Source organism: Stieleria marina, from assembly GCA_007741555.1.
Classification (GTDB): Bacteria; Planctomycetota; Planctomycetia; order Pirellulales; family Pirellulaceae; genus K23-9.
Window position 1 is genome coordinate 6,445,857 of sequence record CP036526.1, and the last position, 14,982, is coordinate 6,460,838.

At 54.6% G+C, this 14,982-nt stretch carries 14 protein-coding genes; 6 read left to right on the forward strand and 8 right to left on the reverse strand.

Features of this window, described 5'->3' with window-relative positions; genetic code table 11:
• Positions 1 to 17: 17 nt before the first annotated feature.
• From K239x_RS22945 to K239x_RS22955, 3 genes are all read right to left on the reverse strand, one after another.
• A complete protein-coding gene (locus K239x_RS22945; protein WP_419189299.1) occupies positions 18 to 929 on the reverse strand; it encodes a PSP1 domain-containing protein in 912 nt (303 codons plus the stop codon).
• Positions 926 to 2,137 (reverse strand): WD40 repeat domain-containing protein, encoded by a 1,212-nt coding sequence (locus tag K239x_RS22950; protein WP_419189300.1) that lies wholly within the window; start codon positions 2,135 to 2,137, stop codon positions 926 to 928. The genes K239x_RS22945 and K239x_RS22950 overlap by 4 nt, the downstream gene beginning before the upstream one ends.
• Positions 2,138 to 2,221: 84 nt before the next feature.
• Entirely contained in the window at positions 2,222 to 3,361 is a 1,140-nt protein-coding gene (locus K239x_RS22955; protein WP_145420687.1) for a prenyltransferase/squalene oxidase repeat-containing protein, read from the reverse strand.
• Positions 3,362 to 3,691: 330 nt separating this feature from the next.
• Between K239x_RS22955 and K239x_RS22960 the strand changes: the two genes are divergently transcribed.
• The 5 genes from K239x_RS22960 to K239x_RS22980 all read left to right on the forward strand — a co-directional run bounded on the left by K239x_RS22960 (position 3,692) and on the right by K239x_RS22980 (position 8,178).
• Positions 3,692 to 4,276, forward strand: a complete 585-nt coding sequence (locus tag K239x_RS22960; RefSeq protein ID WP_145420688.1) for a hypothetical protein — start codon at positions 3,692 to 3,694, stop codon at positions 4,274 to 4,276.
• 259 nt (positions 4,277 to 4,535) lie between these two features.
• Positions 4,536 to 5,540: a sugar phosphate isomerase/epimerase family protein gene (locus K239x_RS22965; RefSeq protein WP_145420689.1), complete on the forward strand. Its 1,005-nt coding sequence runs from the start codon at positions 4,536 to 4,538 to the stop codon at positions 5,538 to 5,540.
• A gap of 3 nt (positions 5,541 to 5,543) precedes the next feature.
• Positions 5,544 to 5,747: a sulfur carrier protein ThiS gene (thiS, locus tag K239x_RS22970; protein ID WP_145420690.1), complete on the forward strand. Its 204-nt coding sequence runs from the start codon at positions 5,544 to 5,546 to the stop codon at positions 5,745 to 5,747.
• A gap of 54 nt (positions 5,748 to 5,801) precedes the next feature.
• Entirely contained in the window at positions 5,802 to 6,668 is an 867-nt protein-coding gene (locus K239x_RS22975; protein WP_145420691.1) for a thiazole synthase, read from the forward strand.
• 31 nt (positions 6,669 to 6,699) lie between these two features.
• Positions 6,700 to 8,178: an SLC13 family permease gene (locus K239x_RS22980; protein ID WP_145420692.1), complete on the forward strand. Its 1,479-nt coding sequence runs from the start codon at positions 6,700 to 6,702 to the stop codon at positions 8,176 to 8,178.
• 54 nt (positions 8,179 to 8,232) lie between these two features.
• Here the strand turns inward: K239x_RS22980 and K239x_RS22985 are convergent, their stop codons facing one another.
• On the reverse strand, positions 8,233 to 8,487 hold the full coding sequence (locus tag K239x_RS22985) for a DUF202 domain-containing protein (protein ID WP_145420693.1): 255 nt from the start codon (positions 8,485 to 8,487) through the stop codon (positions 8,233 to 8,235).
• A 104-nt stretch (positions 8,488 to 8,591) separates the two neighbouring features.
• Here K239x_RS22985 and K239x_RS22990 point away from each other — a divergent pair, with 104 nt between their 5' ends.
• Positions 8,592 to 9,389, forward strand: coding sequence for a 3-keto-disaccharide hydrolase (locus tag K239x_RS22990; RefSeq protein WP_145420694.1), 798 nt, complete (start codon positions 8,592 to 8,594; stop codon positions 9,387 to 9,389).
• 9 nt (positions 9,390 to 9,398) lie between these two features.
• Here K239x_RS22990 and K239x_RS22995 read toward each other — a convergent pair whose 3' ends face one another.
• The 4 genes from K239x_RS22995 to K239x_RS23010 form a co-directional block, all read right to left on the reverse strand.
• Positions 9,399 to 11,078, reverse strand: coding sequence for a sugar phosphorylase (locus K239x_RS22995; protein ID WP_145420695.1), 1,680 nt, complete (start codon positions 11,076 to 11,078; stop codon positions 9,399 to 9,401).
• Positions 11,079 to 11,135: 57 nt separating this feature from the next.
• The gene (locus K239x_RS23000) at positions 11,136 to 12,401 is read right to left on the reverse strand and encodes a glycosyltransferase family 4 protein (RefSeq protein WP_145420696.1); all 1,266 of its coding nucleotides are present in this window, start codon (positions 12,399 to 12,401) and stop codon (positions 11,136 to 11,138) included.
• An 81-nt stretch (positions 12,402 to 12,482) separates the two neighbouring features.
• Complete coding sequence (locus K239x_RS23005; RefSeq protein ID WP_145420697.1) at positions 12,483 to 13,388, reverse strand: HAD family hydrolase; 906 nt, start codon at positions 13,386 to 13,388, stop codon at positions 12,483 to 12,485.
• Positions 13,381 to 14,973: a glycosyltransferase family protein gene (locus K239x_RS23010; protein ID WP_145420698.1), complete on the reverse strand. Its 1,593-nt coding sequence runs from the start codon at positions 14,971 to 14,973 to the stop codon at positions 13,381 to 13,383. Before K239x_RS23010 ends, K239x_RS23005 begins: the two co-directional genes overlap by 8 nt.
• Positions 14,974 to 14,982 lie beyond the last annotated feature (9 nt).

Below are 14,982 nucleotides of genomic sequence, written 5' to 3' on the forward strand. Positions count from 1 at the left end.
AGTCCACGTTTGAATTTCTATTTCTTTTCGCCCGAGCGGTCCGGCCCGCGCCGTCGCTTTTGCGTCGGTTCAACCGCTAACTTTGTCACCTGCACAACATCGGTGGCGTGAATCAAAATGCGGCGGTGATCGTCAGTCTTAATCATCAACTGCTGGGACAAAATATCGTGTCCCAAAACTTTGGCGGCACCGTCGCGAGTCAGAATCTCGCTACCAACAGTCGGCAATTCTGACGCCAATTCTTGGTAGGTGTCGAACTCGTAACGTAAACAGCATTTTAGTCGACCACAACGGCCCGAGATTTTGGTTGGATCCAGCGTCGCTTTCTGCAGTTTGGCCATTTTCATGGACACAGGCGGCATTTTGCTTAAAAACGTTGCACAGCAGATCGGCTGGCCACAATCGCCGTAGTCGGCCAGCAATTTTGCTTCGTCGCGGACGCCGATGTGACGCATTTCGATCCGCGTCTGGAACTCGCCTGCCAGATCCCGAACTAGCTGACGAAAATCGACTCGTTGTTCGGCCAAGTAAAAGACGACCATTCGTTCGCCGCCCAAGATTCGTTCGATGTCGACAAGTTCCATCTGCAAATGCAATTTGTCGATGTGTTTTTGGCAAGCCACGATGTCGTCGCTGACTTGGGCCTGCATGTGTTCCCACTGCGTCTGGTCGTCATCGCTCAGGCGGCGAAGGATTTTGCCCTGCGTGGGTTCCTCCATTTCTTGCAAAGCAGTCGGCGTGGCTTCGCACAGTATGGTGCCAATTTCGGTGCCACGATCGCTCCGTACCACGACCTCATCGCGATAGCGAAACTCTTCTCGAGCCGCCATCACGCCCAACGTTCGCATGGCCCCGCATCGAACGACGTACTCCAACGGACGCTGTGGTGTCGGGTTGGTGGCCTTGTCTTCGACCGGCACATCGCTCACTTGGCGGGGGCCTCTTTGTCAGCGTTTTTCTTTTCGGCGTCCTCTTTTTCAGCATCCTTCTCTTTGCCGCCAGTTGTCTTGGCATCAGAGGACTTGCCTGCCGGCTGTTCTTTGCCAGGCTTGGCAGCGGCTTTCTTTTTGTCGTCCGTTTTGGTTTCCGGCGTGCTGTCCTTTGCTGGCTCGTCTGCTGCCGGCTTTTTCTGTTCGGCTTTTCCCTCGGGTTTCTTTGGCTCGGGCTTCTTCGGTTCCGTCCACTTCCAGGACTGGCCGGCAGTGATCAGTCCGTGTTTTCGAGTGCCTGCAATCAGCTGCTGATCTCCGTTCCAGCACAGTGCCCATACACCGCTTTTGGCATCCATCGATACCGTTCCTCCGGCGGATGGAAAGTGCAGACGCCCGCCAACTTCCGATGCGGCCACTTGGCCATTGTGCGAAATCGCAATGCGGGTGATCCAGTCCTTGCCTTTGGCGATGGTCTCTGGTTTTGCATCGGCTTTCGCATCGCAGCGGTAGAGGTTTCGGTCGCTGCTGCCGCAAATCAACGATTGGTCGTTGTCGGCAAACGCGACACACCAGACCGTTTCTTTGCTAACTTCGATCTTGCCGGCTTCTTCCAGGCTGGGCCACTTCAGCAAGTGGACATGGCCCGCACCATCGCTGGCCGCTAGCAGTTTTTTGTCCGATGAAAACGCCAACCCGGTAATCGCGTGCTCGTCCAGTTCGATGGACTTTCCAACCTTGGCAGCTTGGATGTCCCAAGTCATCAACTTGCCGGCTTCGTTGCCCGCAACGACTAATTGGTTGTCCGGCGAGATCAACAACGCTTGGCACCAACGCTCGAATGCTTTTTCATGCGTAGTGGGTTTTTTGGAAGCGACGTCGTAGATCACCAAGTTGCCGCGGTAATCGACGCTGGCAATGGTCTGGCCGTCGTCCGTCGAATCGACGCACCACGCCGCTGCGGGATGCGTGTAGAGCGGCGACAGTTTGGTAGGATCGCTGGCGTCGAACGATGTCACCGTTGATTCGCGAAGTAGCAATCCATTGGCGGTTGACGCAACGAATTGCTCCGACGTGCCGATTTGCGCAATCGAAGTCACCCACACGGATGGCTGGTCCGCTTCTTCCTTGGGGGGATCTGCAGCTCGCGTTTGGGCGTTGAAGAAAACAATTGTTGCAATACAAACAAGTGACCGTTGTAGAAACATCACTTTCACCGTAGCGGGGCAAGGGATCGAAACCAGAATCGCGCGAAGATTCATCTTCGCGCGGCTCTCAGTCTACTCCATCGGCTAACGGCAGTGTATTAGTGCCAGCAGTGCATAGGCAGTGACCAGTTGTCGATCGCCTTCCATCCATCGGTCGCTGCCCTGATTGACCCAAGCTCCGTCGGATTGTTGCTGGGAGATCAAATGCAGCGTCAATTCATCGCGCCAAGGATGCGGATTGCCTTCGCTGTCATCGAGGACTTCGACCTTGGCTGCGTCGAATGCTTTGGCAAACGTGTGGTAGTAGTAGTACAGCCCTGCTTTGCCCATGCCAGGGTTGTCTTCGAGGGAGTAGTTTTTTTGGATGAATGTCATTGCTGCCTGAACACGCGGATCGTCCGCCGTGAGCCCAGCATAGATCATGCTTTTTAATCCGGCATACGTCATCGATCCGTAGCTTCGCAATCCGCCACCATCATCTTGGCCCGCTTGGCTGGATCCGCCGGCTGCGGGGGTGTAATAAAATCCTCCGTCGCCGACTTTCTTTGCGTGCTCGGTGTCGTTTCCTTGGCCCTCCAGATTCTGAGCTCGCAGAACGAACTTCAGAGCTTTTTGAATCGATTCGTCATCTGCGTCGTTTCCGAGTTCCTTGAGAGCTTCAACAGTAAAGGCGGTGTTGGACAAATCGGGGCGTTTGTGTTTGCCGTAACCACTGCCGCCAAAAGCCGTGTCCGATGTTTCGATTCCTTCGCCCTCGTCCCACTGAATTTCTTTCAAAAACGCTTCGGATCGTTTTAGCGCACTACTGAAACGACCGTCCTTGTTCGCTTTGATCAACGCGCCGACTGCGACCGAGGTTTCGTAGTTCCGATACAGTGAACCGTTGTTATAGATTCCACCGTCGCCCTGCATTTTTGTTTCGATGAATTTCAGAGCTTTTTGAATCGCCGGTGTGTCGACTGATTTGGGTTGGTGTTCCAGCATCGCGCGAACACACAAAGCCGTCACCGCGACACCGGTTTCGCTGCTGAACGAACCATCCGGCGCTTGGCCGCGATTCTTGAGAAAAGCAATGCCACGCAATGCCGCTTGGTCAATCAGCTTTTGCCGATCGATGATGGTTGGTTTCGTTGCTGTTTCCGATTCCTGTGCGAATGTATTTCGCGGCGAAAAACAGGACGCGGAAAGAATCAGAACGCACAGTAGGACAATCAAACGAGGCATTTTGGATTCCTCTCTCGGTGGATGTTTTGGAGTTAAATCACGTCGTGGCGAATCGACGTGTTCAATTGTGGACGCGAACGAGTGACATAGTCGTTGCAAACGGTCAAGTTTCACAGTTCATCGTACCGCCAAAGAACCGAAACTTGCAGTTCAGAGATCAACTTAGTCGATAGAAAAGTATCTGTATTGCCAACGACGCAATTACCACCGAGTGAACAAAAAAACGCCGTCCAAACTATCGCCGCGTCGGGCCGTCCGAACGAAAACTTTGCTGGCTTTCCGTTGGCCAGCAACCGCCTGTCACTTCCCTGAAATCACCTTGCTGGAAAAATGCCGGTTTCCGACTCTCAGCCGTTGATCAATCGCATCGACTCGCCAGCGATTGGCGGGTTGAATGTTGGTTCGGCGCAGCAGGTCCGGCGTATAGCAGCGGCCGTTGCCAAGTCAAAGAAATCACCAGCAGCGACATCGCCGATCGAGTCCACTTCAACAGGGGCACCTACGAATGCCCCAGCCAGCCTGGGTGGGCCTCGGCCGGTCGGTTCGCAGGCCGTTGGAAGTGCTGCGGTCAGGACAGATGGTTCGGGGGCAGGGGCTTCCATTCGAGTGGATGGTGGGCATCGCGTCGCCAGCGCCGACTCACTTAGCGGCCGGGCGGCTCATGACCGAACGGACTGGTTGCAATTGCATGCGGCTGAGTTGATTCGTCGGCTTCAGACTTGGGCCAACGGTTTGGACGCCCGCGAAGCCAGTTTGAATGCGGCCATGGCCCGACAAGATCTTCGCGAACGCCAGTTTCGTTTGCAGCAGCTAGAATGGCAGGCGGAAATGGATGCAGCAAAAATCGCCGCCGACCAACTTCGCGACAATCTGTCGGCTCAAAGTCGACGCTTGGCGTTTCAGTCGCTTGCCTAATCTCCGGTGGCTTTGAATCTCTAGGCGCCAAGTTGTTTTTGGAAACCGGCGACAGTGCTTTGGGAAGCTGCTGTTAGGGACAGCAGCCGTGATGCGCGGCTCGAAAACGCACGCTCGACGGCGATCTGTCTACAGAAAGCGACAATTCAGCTTCTCTGAGGCGAAACAGGCCGTCCCTTGGTTGCAGATCGACTGGCAAAAAAGCACAATAGCTCAGTGTTTTTACGTTTCTTGCCGCATCATTTGCCCGGAGTCCTTCATGGCACGTCCCGTCACCCTGTTCACCGGTCAGTGGGCCGATTTGCCGATCGCCGAAATGGCACGCATGACGGCCGACTTTGGATACGACGGAATCGAACTTGCCTGCTGGGGCGATCACTTCGAAGTGGATCGAGCCATCGCTGAAGACGATTACTGTGACAACAAGCGTCAACTATTGGACGATGCTGGACTGCAGTGCCACGCGATCAGTGCCCACTTGGCTGGCCAAGCCGTGTTGGACAACATCGACGAACGTCACCAAGCGATACTGCCTGATTACATCTGGGGCGATGGCGATCCAGCGGGCGTGAATGAGCGTGCCGCTGAAGAATTGATGAACACAGCTCGTGCGGCTCAAAAGTTCGGTGTCGGCGTCGTTAATGGATTCACCGGTAGCAGCATTTGGCACTTGCTGTACTCGTTTCCACCTGTCCCACCCAGCATGATCGACGACGGGTTCCAGTTATTGGCGGATCGCTTCAACCCGATTTTGGACGTGTTTGGCGAGTGCGGCGTTCGCTTTGCTCTTGAAGTTCACCCCACTGAAATCGCGTTTGACATCCATACGGCGCAGCGTGCTTTGGAAGCACTGGATCATCGACCAGAGTTTGGTTTTAACTTTGACCCGAGTCACTTGATTTGGCAGGGAATCGATCCCGTCGAATTCATTCGCGCGTTTCCCGATCGGATCTACCATGTCCACATCAAAGACGCGATCGTGACACTTGACGGGCGCTCGGGAATCAACGCCAGTCACTTGAATTTTGGCGATCCGCGACGCGGTTGGGATTTCCGCAGTCCAGGGCGCGGTGGAGTTAATTTCGAGGAAATTATCCGTGCGTTAAACGTGATCGAGTATCAAGGCCCGCTTTCGATCGAATGGGAAGACAGCGGAATGGAAAGAACATTCGGTGCTCGCGAAGCATGCGAGTTCACCAAGAAACTGGATTTCTCGCCCAGCAACATTGCCTTTGATGCCGCCTTCGATGAAGCCACCGAGTGATCCATGATTCAAGTCACCGTCAACGGCAAGCCAGTCCAGATCGCATCGTCGATGACGGTCGAGCAATTGTTGGACAGCGTTGAAGTCCCGCCAAACTACTTGGCTGTCGAAGTCAACGCGGATGTCGTACCACGTGAAGAGTACACGGTCACGATGGTCAATGACGGAGATGAGATCGAGCTTGTCACGCTGGTTGGTGGTGGCTAGTCATCGCGATTGGCATTCGTTGAAAAATTAGAAGTTCTTATCTGTGAGCGATCGTTGTCCTCTTCCGTCACGCCAACCGAATCCACCGCCGATGACAAGCCACTTGTCGTCGGTGGGCACACGCTTGCCAGTCGACTGATCGTTGGCACAGGGCGTTACGACACGATGCAGCAGATGCGTGATTCGCTGGATGCATCGGGGAGTGATTGCGTTACGGTCGCTGTTCGGCGCGAGCGTCTTTATGATCGCAACGGTCAAAATATCCTGGATTTTATTGACCTGGATCGTTACACGTTGCTGCCCAATACGGCAGGATGTTACACGGCCAAAGATGCAATTCGCGCTGCCAAATTAGGACGCGAAATCTTAAGGACACTGGGCAATGCGGGCTCGGACTGGGTCAAGCTGGAAGTCTTAGGCGACAGCAAGACTCTGCTGCCCGATCCCGTCGAAACCGTCACTGCCTGCGCAGAACTTGCGGCCGAAGGATTCAAAGTACTCTGCTACACCAGTGATTGTCCCATTACAGCGAGACGATTGAAGGCCGCCGGCGCAGCGAGTGTCATGCCCGCAGGTAGCCCGATTGGTAGCGGGCAAGGTTTGTTGAATCCCAACAATTTACGAATTATTTTCGAGTATCTCAAAGAGGACGATGCTGACTACCCGATCATTGTCGACGCTGGCGTGGGCACGGCGAGTGATGTTAGCGAAGCGTTTGAACTGGGTGCGGACGGCGTGTTGCTCAATACGGCGATCGCTCATGCACGTGATCCTGTCAGGATGGCGACGGCGATGAAACATGCCACAATTGCGGGCCGCGCTGCTTATTTGGCTGGCCGCATACCTCGGCGACTCTACGGCACCGCAAGTAGTCCCACCGAAGGCGTCATCAGCACGCGGCCCTACGGATCCAACGCGTAGCTCTTACTTCCCCTCTACGGCGAAAAACCTGATGCCTAAAAATGGCAATCCAGACTCAGGGTCGGCGAATCCGTTTCAGCCAAGTTCGCCGCCTGATGCGTCGGGGCAAGAACCTGTTCCGCCCGCGGCTTCCCATTTCTGGCGAACGTTCGCGCTCTTGGTCGGCCCCTTGTTTGCTGCCACAGTTGGGTTGGCCCTTTATTTTGCGGGGCACTCGGCCGATGTTGCTTGGACTGCCGGTGTCATTTGTCTGTGTGCCGTTTGGTGGATTTTTGAACCGATCCCCATTCCAGCTACTAGTCTGATTCCACTGGCCGTATTCCCTGTCGCTGGCGTGTTAGATTCGAAGCAAGTCGGCAGTGCCTACGGGGACAAGCTGGTTTTGCTGATGATGGGCGGGTTCATGATCTCAACCGCGATGCAGCGCAGTGGTGCACATCGCCGGCTGGCTCTGAACATGGTGACGCTTTTCGGTGGTAGGGGTGGCGGCCGCCGGTTGGTGTTTGGATTCATGGCGGCGTCGGCGTTTCTGAGCATGTGGATTTCCAATACTGCGACGGCGCTGATGTTATTGCCGATCGTGGCGGCGGTCGTCGAAAAGTCCACCGACCGACGGCTTCACGTTTGTCTCTTGCTGGGCATTGCGTATGCGGCCAGCATCGGTGGTACCGCGACACCGATTGGCACCCCACCGAACTTGTTGTTTTTTGACAACTACGTCAAAGCGGGCGGCGAAGAACCCACGTTTGCTCAGTGGATGAAATGGACGTTGCCGATCGTGTTGACGATGCTGCCGTTGACGGCTTGGTGGCTCACGCGTGACTTGAAGAAACAATCCGACCTGCAACTGCCTGAAGTGGGAAAGTGGCGCACCGAAGAAATTCGCGCGCTTGTGGTGTTTGCTGTCACGGCCCTGTTGTGGGTGACTCGCAAGGAACCATTTGGCGGCTGGAGTGAATGGCTGGGGATACCGGGGGCAAATGACGCCAGCGTCGGTCTACTGGCGGTTGTTGCAATGCACCTGATCCCCAATGGCAAAGGCGAAATGTTGATGACCTGGGAATCTGCTTCCAAGATTCCTTGGGGTGTGTTGATTCTGTACGGTGGCGGGATCGCAATCGCGCTCGCGTTTCGTGAATCAGGACTGAGCGAAACGATCGCCAGTTCCCTTACAGGTTTGTCGGCGGTGCCTGTGATCGTGATGATCGCCGGTATTTGTTTAGCAGTGACTTTCTTGACGGAAGTCACCAGCAACACTGCCACCGCGACGTTGCTATTGCCGATTCTGGGCGCCACAGCACTGGCGGCGGATATGGATCCAAAACTGATCATGATTCCCGCCACCATCAGTTGCTCGTTCGCGTTCATGCTGCCGGTAGCAACGCCGACAAACGCAATTGTATTTAGCAGCGACAAAATTACGATCAAAGAGATGGCTCGCGAAGGCTTCGCGCTCAACCTGATCGGTGCGGTTGTTGTCACCCTGCTCTGCTACTGGTTGCTTTCGTAATCGATCGTTCAATCGGTGCATCTTGCGTGGCTGGATCAAGCCTGGGGGAGAAAACTAGTCGTGCAGACGTTTGTGGAGCCGCATGAATCGCAGCAAGCCAATCAGCCCGACTGCTAGGCCCAAGGCAAACAAACCCCCGCCAGCAAATTGGATCATCAGCGTTTCGTCAAAAAACTTAAACAGCGAGACGCCGGTTCCACTGACCATCAGCGCAGTGCGGCCGTATGCCAAAAGAGTTCGTTCGTTGGCCAAGGCGGTTCGCACCAACGCGAGATCAGGTTTTGGTTCGGACGGTTCGGATTCGCTCATTTTGTTCACTTAATTTATTCGCGCTGGTCGCTTCGTTCTCTTCCTCGTTGGATTATCATCCTACGATCAAATCAAATACCCAATTCGATAAAGGATCTCAATCGATGTCCCGCCCCAAGTCCCAATTGCTTTTAGGCACTGCCCTGGTCGTGTCACTGATTCTGCCATCAGCGGCCAGAGCTGAAGAATACCTTAACGGCATCAAGTGGGAACCGCCTGCCATTGTCACGCCTGGCGAAACAGATGATCAACCGCCATCGGATGCCATTGTGCTTTTCGATGGCAAAGACTTGTCGTCTTGGGAAGGCGCAGAGAAGTGGTCGGTCCAAGACAATTGCATCGTCACCGGCAAAGGCAAGGTCCAGAGCAAGGAAGAGTTTGGTGATTGCCAAGTGCACATCGAATGGTCAGCTCCCATGCCTGTCAAAGGTAACGGTCAAGGACGCGGCAACAGCGGCGTGTTTTTGATGGGCCGATACGAGATCCAGGTTTTGGATTCGTACGACAACGAAACCTATCACGATGGTCAGGCGGGCGCGATCTACAAGCAAACGCCGCCGGCCGTCAATGTGATGCGCAAACCTGGTCAATGGAACACCTACGACATCTTCTGGACCGCGCCGCGATTCTTTGACGACGGGTCGCTCCAGTCGCCCGCGTTCATCACGGCGGTGCACAATGGTGTGCTGATCCTGAATCACTTTGAACTGCTAGGCGACACGCCGTACACGCGTCCGCCTCAGTACAACAAGCACGGCCTTAAAGGTCCGATTGCGTTGCAGGACCATGGCAACCCTGTGCGTTTTCGCAACATCTGGGTGCGAGAATGCAAGCCGGCAAAAGGCGAACAAGTTCGCAAGCCGTTTTTGCGCGATGATGGCAAAGAGACCACGATCAAGTGATCGTTTGAATCAGTCAGTAAGCCAACGAACTTGGAATGGCCGCATTGGAATGGATGCCCCATCGTCCAACTCCTGCATCGCCAGTACGTCGTTGCGAAGTTCGGTGATGCCCGCATCAATTTGCCGAGGTTGGTCGGTCAGGTTGGCAAGTACGGCGACCTTTTCTCCGTCGGCCGATTCCCGAACGAATCCCAGCAATCCATCGCCTGGCAAATCCAGCACGGTTTGAGTCGCCGATGGATGAAATGCTGGTTGGGTGCAGCGTTCGCCCAGGAGTCGTTGGTAGCCATCGAACACACGTCGTTGCAGCGAATCGGGCTTAGCAAGAGCTTCGGCCAGTTCACTGCGTTGGTATTTGTGTCGATTGATTCTGCGATTCTGTCCGGACGATTCCATGCCTTCGATATCGTTGGGAGAACCGACCAAGCTATGGAAATAGACAGCCGGAACTCCTTGCATCGCCAGCATGATCGCTTGCGTCGCCAAGAAACGGCGTGAGTGTTCAGCAGAGGAAACGGTCGCGCGGTCAGCGACTGCATCCAGGAATGTGATGTTTAATTCGTACGGGCTGTCTGTTCCATCGGCATTGCGCCGCGTGTTGACGCGTCCGCCCTGAGCGCGAACGACGTCCGCTAGCTTCTGGACTCGCTCGGCAGGAACGATTCCTTCGAGCGGTCGCACGCCGATACCATCGTGCGAGGCAGTGAAATTGAAGAACGTTGTTTCGTCAGTCGGCGGTTTCAGCGTTTGTAGCCACGATTTGATTGCGGATGTTTGGCCACTGTGAATGGCATCCAACAGCAGCGGTGGCAAACTGAATTGATAGACCATGTGGGCTTCGTTGTGCCCGTCGCCAAAGTAGCTGACGTTCTCTGCATGCGGCACGTTGGTTTCTGTCAAAATCAATGTTCCCGGAACAACACGATCGAGCACTTGACGCATCAATTGCACGGCGGCGTGTGTTTGCGGAAGGTGAATGCAATCGGTTCCGGGTTTCTTCCACAAGTAGGCGATCGCATCGAGCCGGATGATACGCGATCCCTTTCTGGCGTATTCGACCAGGATGCGGATCATTTCCAGCATCACTTTGGGATTCGCGTAGTTCAGGTCCACTTGGTCAGCGCTAAACGTTGTCCAGACATGCTTGGTGCCCGATGGCGATTCAAATGGAGTCAGCAGTGGCAAACTCCGAGGCCTGGTCACGCTGGAGAGGTCCACGCTGGGGTCTTGGTCAATGAAGAAGTTGGCGTAGTCAGGGTCGTCGGCGATATACGCTTTGAACCATTCATGATGTTGGGAGCAATGGTTCAACACCAAATCAAACATGAGCCCAAAGACGTCGCCAAGGTTAGCGATATCGTTCCAGTCACCTGAATCGGGATCGACCGCTAAATAGTCAATTACCGAAAAACCATCGTCGCTGGAGTACGGGCAAAATGGCAGCAAGTGGACACAATTGATCACTTCATCGACAGCGTAGTCCAACAAGAACGCTTGCTGGGCTTCCAACGCCGTTCCCGCGTTGCTTCGGACTTGGTCTGCGTACGTGATGAGAACGACGTCGTTTTCGTTCCACAATTCTTTGGGCGAATCGGCGTCGGGGCTATTGTCGATAAGTTCATTCAATCCGTTTAGCAAATCTTCCGGCACGTGGCCGTAGATCTTTTTTATCAGTTCAATCATCGGCATGGTGTGGATCGGATTGGTGTGTTGATTGACTCGGGAGAGCAGCTTAACAGCGGACGCCTAAAGATTGTCTTGCCCGGTAAAGTTGGTGACTAGGGCACGCAGTTTGCGACGTAGCACGCTGTAGCTGAAGAATGCTTTGCCGATTTCATAGTTGAAGTCGACCATTTCTTCGCGGTACTTTTCATCGTTGATGATCTTTTGCACCTTTGCCACGACGTCTTTTGTGAGGTAGCCATCCATTGCGATGACCTTTGCACCCTTGGGTTCGATATCCGCGACGTAGATCGAGTAGCGATTTACCAGCACCGGTTTGCGATAGTAAAACGCTTCCAACAATGCATTGCCAAAGCCTTCGTAGAGACTGGGGTACGTGATAAAGTCGGCTTGCGAATAGGCATCGGCCAGCGTGTAGATTTTGGAACCGTCTGCTTGCAGTCCACGTTTGTCGCCGACCTGTGTGTCGCAAAGAATTAAGTTCACTCCGCTCGTTTCTGCTAGCTCTTTGAGCGCCAGTAAATACTCGTTGCCTTCGTCTCCGCTGGCGTGTGAAATCACTAACTTGCAGCGATCATCTTTTAACGCAGCGACCAGGGCGATCGCGTGTTCGATGCCTTTGCGTGGAACGATGCGGGTCGGCTGCAAAAACATAATGTCGTCGTCGGCCAAGCCAATGGCTTTGCGAAAACCACGGGCGTATTCATCCACTTCGTCAGGCTCCGTTTCGAAATCCAGGACGTTGGGGACCAGAATCGATGAAACGCCGCGTCGATGTGCGAGGTCTTCTTGGGCAAACGAATTGATTGTGACGTTTTGAATTTGCGACAGTGCCGGTGGAAAAGACATCCACAGCAGGTCGGTCACCGCCGACACACTGAACCGATCGCGTTCCCAGTAAAAGTCGTGGTGGTGTGCGATCGTTGGAAAACCTGTTTCGGCGATGAAGTGAGTGATCGCGATTCCCAAAGGAATGTTCATCGGTATGCACAGCGCATTTTGAACGATCAGCAAATCCAGGTCGTACCGACGCGTGAATTCGTACAACGTACCTTTTAGGTAGTCTGCCAACGCGTAGATTCGCTGGGTGACATCGGACGTCCGTGTGCGCGTGCCAAAGGCCCGCCGGTTGATCCACTGGATGTCTGGGTGGCCAAAGTACGCGTGAGGAACCACCATCGATGTATCTTCGGCGCGGTCGCTTAGCCCAGAGTACCAATGGCTGATGTGGCGGTGGTCCCAAAGGACTTGCGCCCATTTGGCGCTTTCAAGCGAAACACCATCGGTGCCGGCGAATCGAGTTCCGATAAATCCAATCTGTACGCCCATAGCGTGCTCAGTGGTTGCGATATCGGTGGTGTAGATATCGAGGTTTCGTAGATGAAAAGTCTGGCCGCCTTGATCAAGCTTTTAACTGATCGCCAGGCACGAGAGCAACTGCATCAAATCTGTCGTCACGATATCCGCTTGCAGATCTTGGCAGCGCGGGTCGTCTGAACGCGGTCGGCAACTTCTTGCGTCACCAACAAACCACGCCGTTCGAAGCCCTGCCTGAGTTGCCGCATAAATGTCGTTTAGCATGTCATTTCCAACATAGATCGTTTCGTTAGGGTGGATAGACAGTCGTTTCAATCCATCGCTCAAAGCGTCAAACATCCTTGGCCCGGGTTTGGATTGCCGGTACCGATTGGAAAAATGACACAGATTCAAATCAAATCCTATTCGGCCCAAATCTTTTTCCACATTAGTTGCATCCTGGAGATCCGCCACTAGTGATAAAGTGAATTCCTGAGCATTGCTGACAATGCCCAGCGCTAGATCGGAACGGCCAATTTGCTCCAGCAGTTCGATCGCGAAAGGCATCGGCCACGTTGGGTTGGCTCGCGATTCAAATTCGGCCGCCAAGCGGACGACCTTTTTGGTGTTGTTGGCCAGGTCAGTTAAGCCAATTTCATTTAGCAACACCCGCCAAATAGCGACGATGTCGACTTCTGGTTTGGGGCACTGTTCATTCAGGCGTGACTGATTGGTTTGCTTGATGATCTCGCGAAGCTTGGATTCAAGGACGCCAGCTTTTGCAGAAGGCCGCGGTTCGCCGATCGCCGCCATGGCATCGCCGATTTGATCGGTGGGTTCGCTTTCGTCGGCTGAACCAACGTCGCCGCTCCCGCTGACGACCAGCGTTCCATACACATCAAAAATCACGGCGCGAACACCGGGGAGCTGCGTCAGCCGCGGTTCGATCTCGGTCGCGATCGGCAACAGCGGATGGCGATTGTCGAGTACTGCGCGGCTGAGGTTTTCTACTTCAGGCATCGTTGAATTCTTCTGTCCGACACGGGTAAAACGGTCGCGTGCTGCTGACGCAGTCCATCGCGGACGGGTGGTTTTCCGATAAATCGCCAACCTTTGATTCAGGTGAATCCAAGACAGACTGGTAGGCCGACAACAGAACCTGGCCTTGATAGTCAGGCGAATAGATTTGACGAACCCGTTGCGAATTTTGGGCGACTAAATCTGAATCGGCTGGCGTTTGTAAGCAGTCCACCAGTGCGGCGGAATGCTCCCGTGCTGCTCTTTCAAACCCCGGATCGTCACTCAGGCGTTGAAGGACTTCTGTTTGTCGCAAAGGAGTCAGCCGGGCGAAATCAATCGTGTCGTTGTTCCTTTGGCCGCTTGCGCTGTGGGCGGGGACGCTGGCCGTGTTTGATGCTGAATCGACTGACCCGGGGCGGAATGAGGGAGCCAGCGACGACCACGCTGCCGTTCTTGCAGCGTCGAATTCCTTGTGGCAGCTTTCGATCCACTCGTTGTCGCCGGGGATCGGGATGGAGTCGTAAAGGACAGGGAATTCGATTCCCGCGTCCCGAAAATCGGCCGTCACGGTCGGTAGGTTTCTTGCCACCACGCAGCGGTTCATCAGCCACGGTTCCAAGAACACCATTCCGAATCCTTCTGCCACGCTGGGCGACAGAACGTAGTCGCTGGCGGCTACATTTTCCGCGAACGACAAGTTGTCCTGGTGCCCCACGTCGAACAACGCTCCCGGAGCCACGCAGGCGGCGATGGTTTTCCATCTTTGATACGACCTGGCTTCGACCGGAGTGGTCGGGCGTAGCGTAATTCCCGCGAACGTGTTCGTGGGGAGCCAGCGGGACAACAGTAGAAACTCACCGACGTTTTTTCGGCGAATGCCGCGCACCGGGTACAGGCACCATCGTGCGTCTTCGGGAAGATTGAGCGAGTTGCGAACTTTCTTTAATGCGGTTTCGCGATCTGGTAATTCACGTTCTGGCATCGTGACGCTGTTGGGCAAGCAATGCATTTGCTGCTCGGGTACGCCCAATTTGGCAAATACACTCAGGTCGGTCTTCGTTAGCGATGCATAGTGAATCTGATCCGCGGTCGGGTACAGGAACCGGTCCACGTCCGCAGCCGAATCAGCCGCACTGGAACGCACGATGTGCGAGTAGTTTTGTGGCCGATTGTCTTCGGCAAAGTCGTGCACATGTAGCAAGAATCGCCAGCCTCGATGCGCTAGTCGAGCGATCGCAGCAGGGGCCGCGACGTTTTTTCCCAAGCTATGGTTGTGCCAATGCAGGACGGTGTTCTCTGGAGTACATTGGTGTGACGCCAAAGCGTCGCCAATCTGAGTCGCCAAAGAACTGGCACGCGGGTCGAGCGTGGCCGATGGTTTTTCCAGGGAGTCGTAATCCATGGCATCGATGCCGACGTGCATCACGGATTGCCGAGTCTGATTCGAAAGGCCGCCGATGCGATTGCCTGAGATCAACAGCACTTGGTTGACGGCATCGCACGCGCAGAGAAAACGCAAGTGATTTTCAACGACTTGCGTAACGCCACCTCGCTCGAAATGGCAATGAAGTACAACGATGTTCATGGATCGGTG

Excerpts from the sequence above, each read along its gene's own strand:
- K239x_RS22990 (WP_145420694.1), top strand. The coding sequence starts at position 8,592 with ATGTCCCGCCCCAAGTCCCAATTGCTTTTAGGCACTGCCCTGGTCGTG.
- K239x_RS22960 (WP_145420688.1), top strand. The coding sequence starts at position 3,692 with ATGCCGGTTTCCGACTCTCAGCCGTTGATCAATCGCATCGACTCGCCA.
- K239x_RS23005 (WP_145420697.1), bottom strand. The coding sequence starts at position 13,388 with ATGCCTGAAGTAGAAAACCTCAGCCGCGCAGTACTCGACAATCGCCAT.
- K239x_RS22950 (WP_419189300.1), bottom strand. The coding sequence starts at position 2,137 with ATGTTTCTACAACGGTCACTTGTTTGTATTGCAACAATTGTTTTCTTC.
- K239x_RS22995 (WP_145420695.1), bottom strand. The coding sequence starts at position 11,078 with ATGCCGATGATTGAACTGATAAAAAAGATCTACGGCCACGTGCCGGAA.
- K239x_RS22955 (WP_145420687.1), bottom strand. The coding sequence starts at position 3,361 with ATGCCTCGTTTGATTGTCCTACTGTGCGTTCTGATTCTTTCCGCGTCC.
- K239x_RS22965 (WP_145420689.1), top strand. The coding sequence starts at position 4,536 with ATGGCACGTCCCGTCACCCTGTTCACCGGTCAGTGGGCCGATTTGCCG.
- thiS (WP_145420690.1), top strand. The coding sequence starts at position 5,544 with ATGATTCAAGTCACCGTCAACGGCAAGCCAGTCCAGATCGCATCGTCG.
- K239x_RS23000 (WP_145420696.1), bottom strand. The coding sequence starts at position 12,401 with ATGGGCGTACAGATTGGATTTATCGGAACTCGATTCGCCGGCACCGAT.
- K239x_RS23010 (WP_145420698.1), bottom strand. The coding sequence starts at position 14,973 with ATGAACATCGTTGTACTTCATTGCCATTTCGAGCGAGGTGGCGTTACG.
- K239x_RS22980 (WP_145420692.1), top strand. The coding sequence starts at position 6,700 with ATGCCTAAAAATGGCAATCCAGACTCAGGGTCGGCGAATCCGTTTCAG.
- K239x_RS22985 (WP_145420693.1), bottom strand. The coding sequence starts at position 8,487 with ATGAGCGAATCCGAACCGTCCGAACCAAAACCTGATCTCGCGTTGGTG.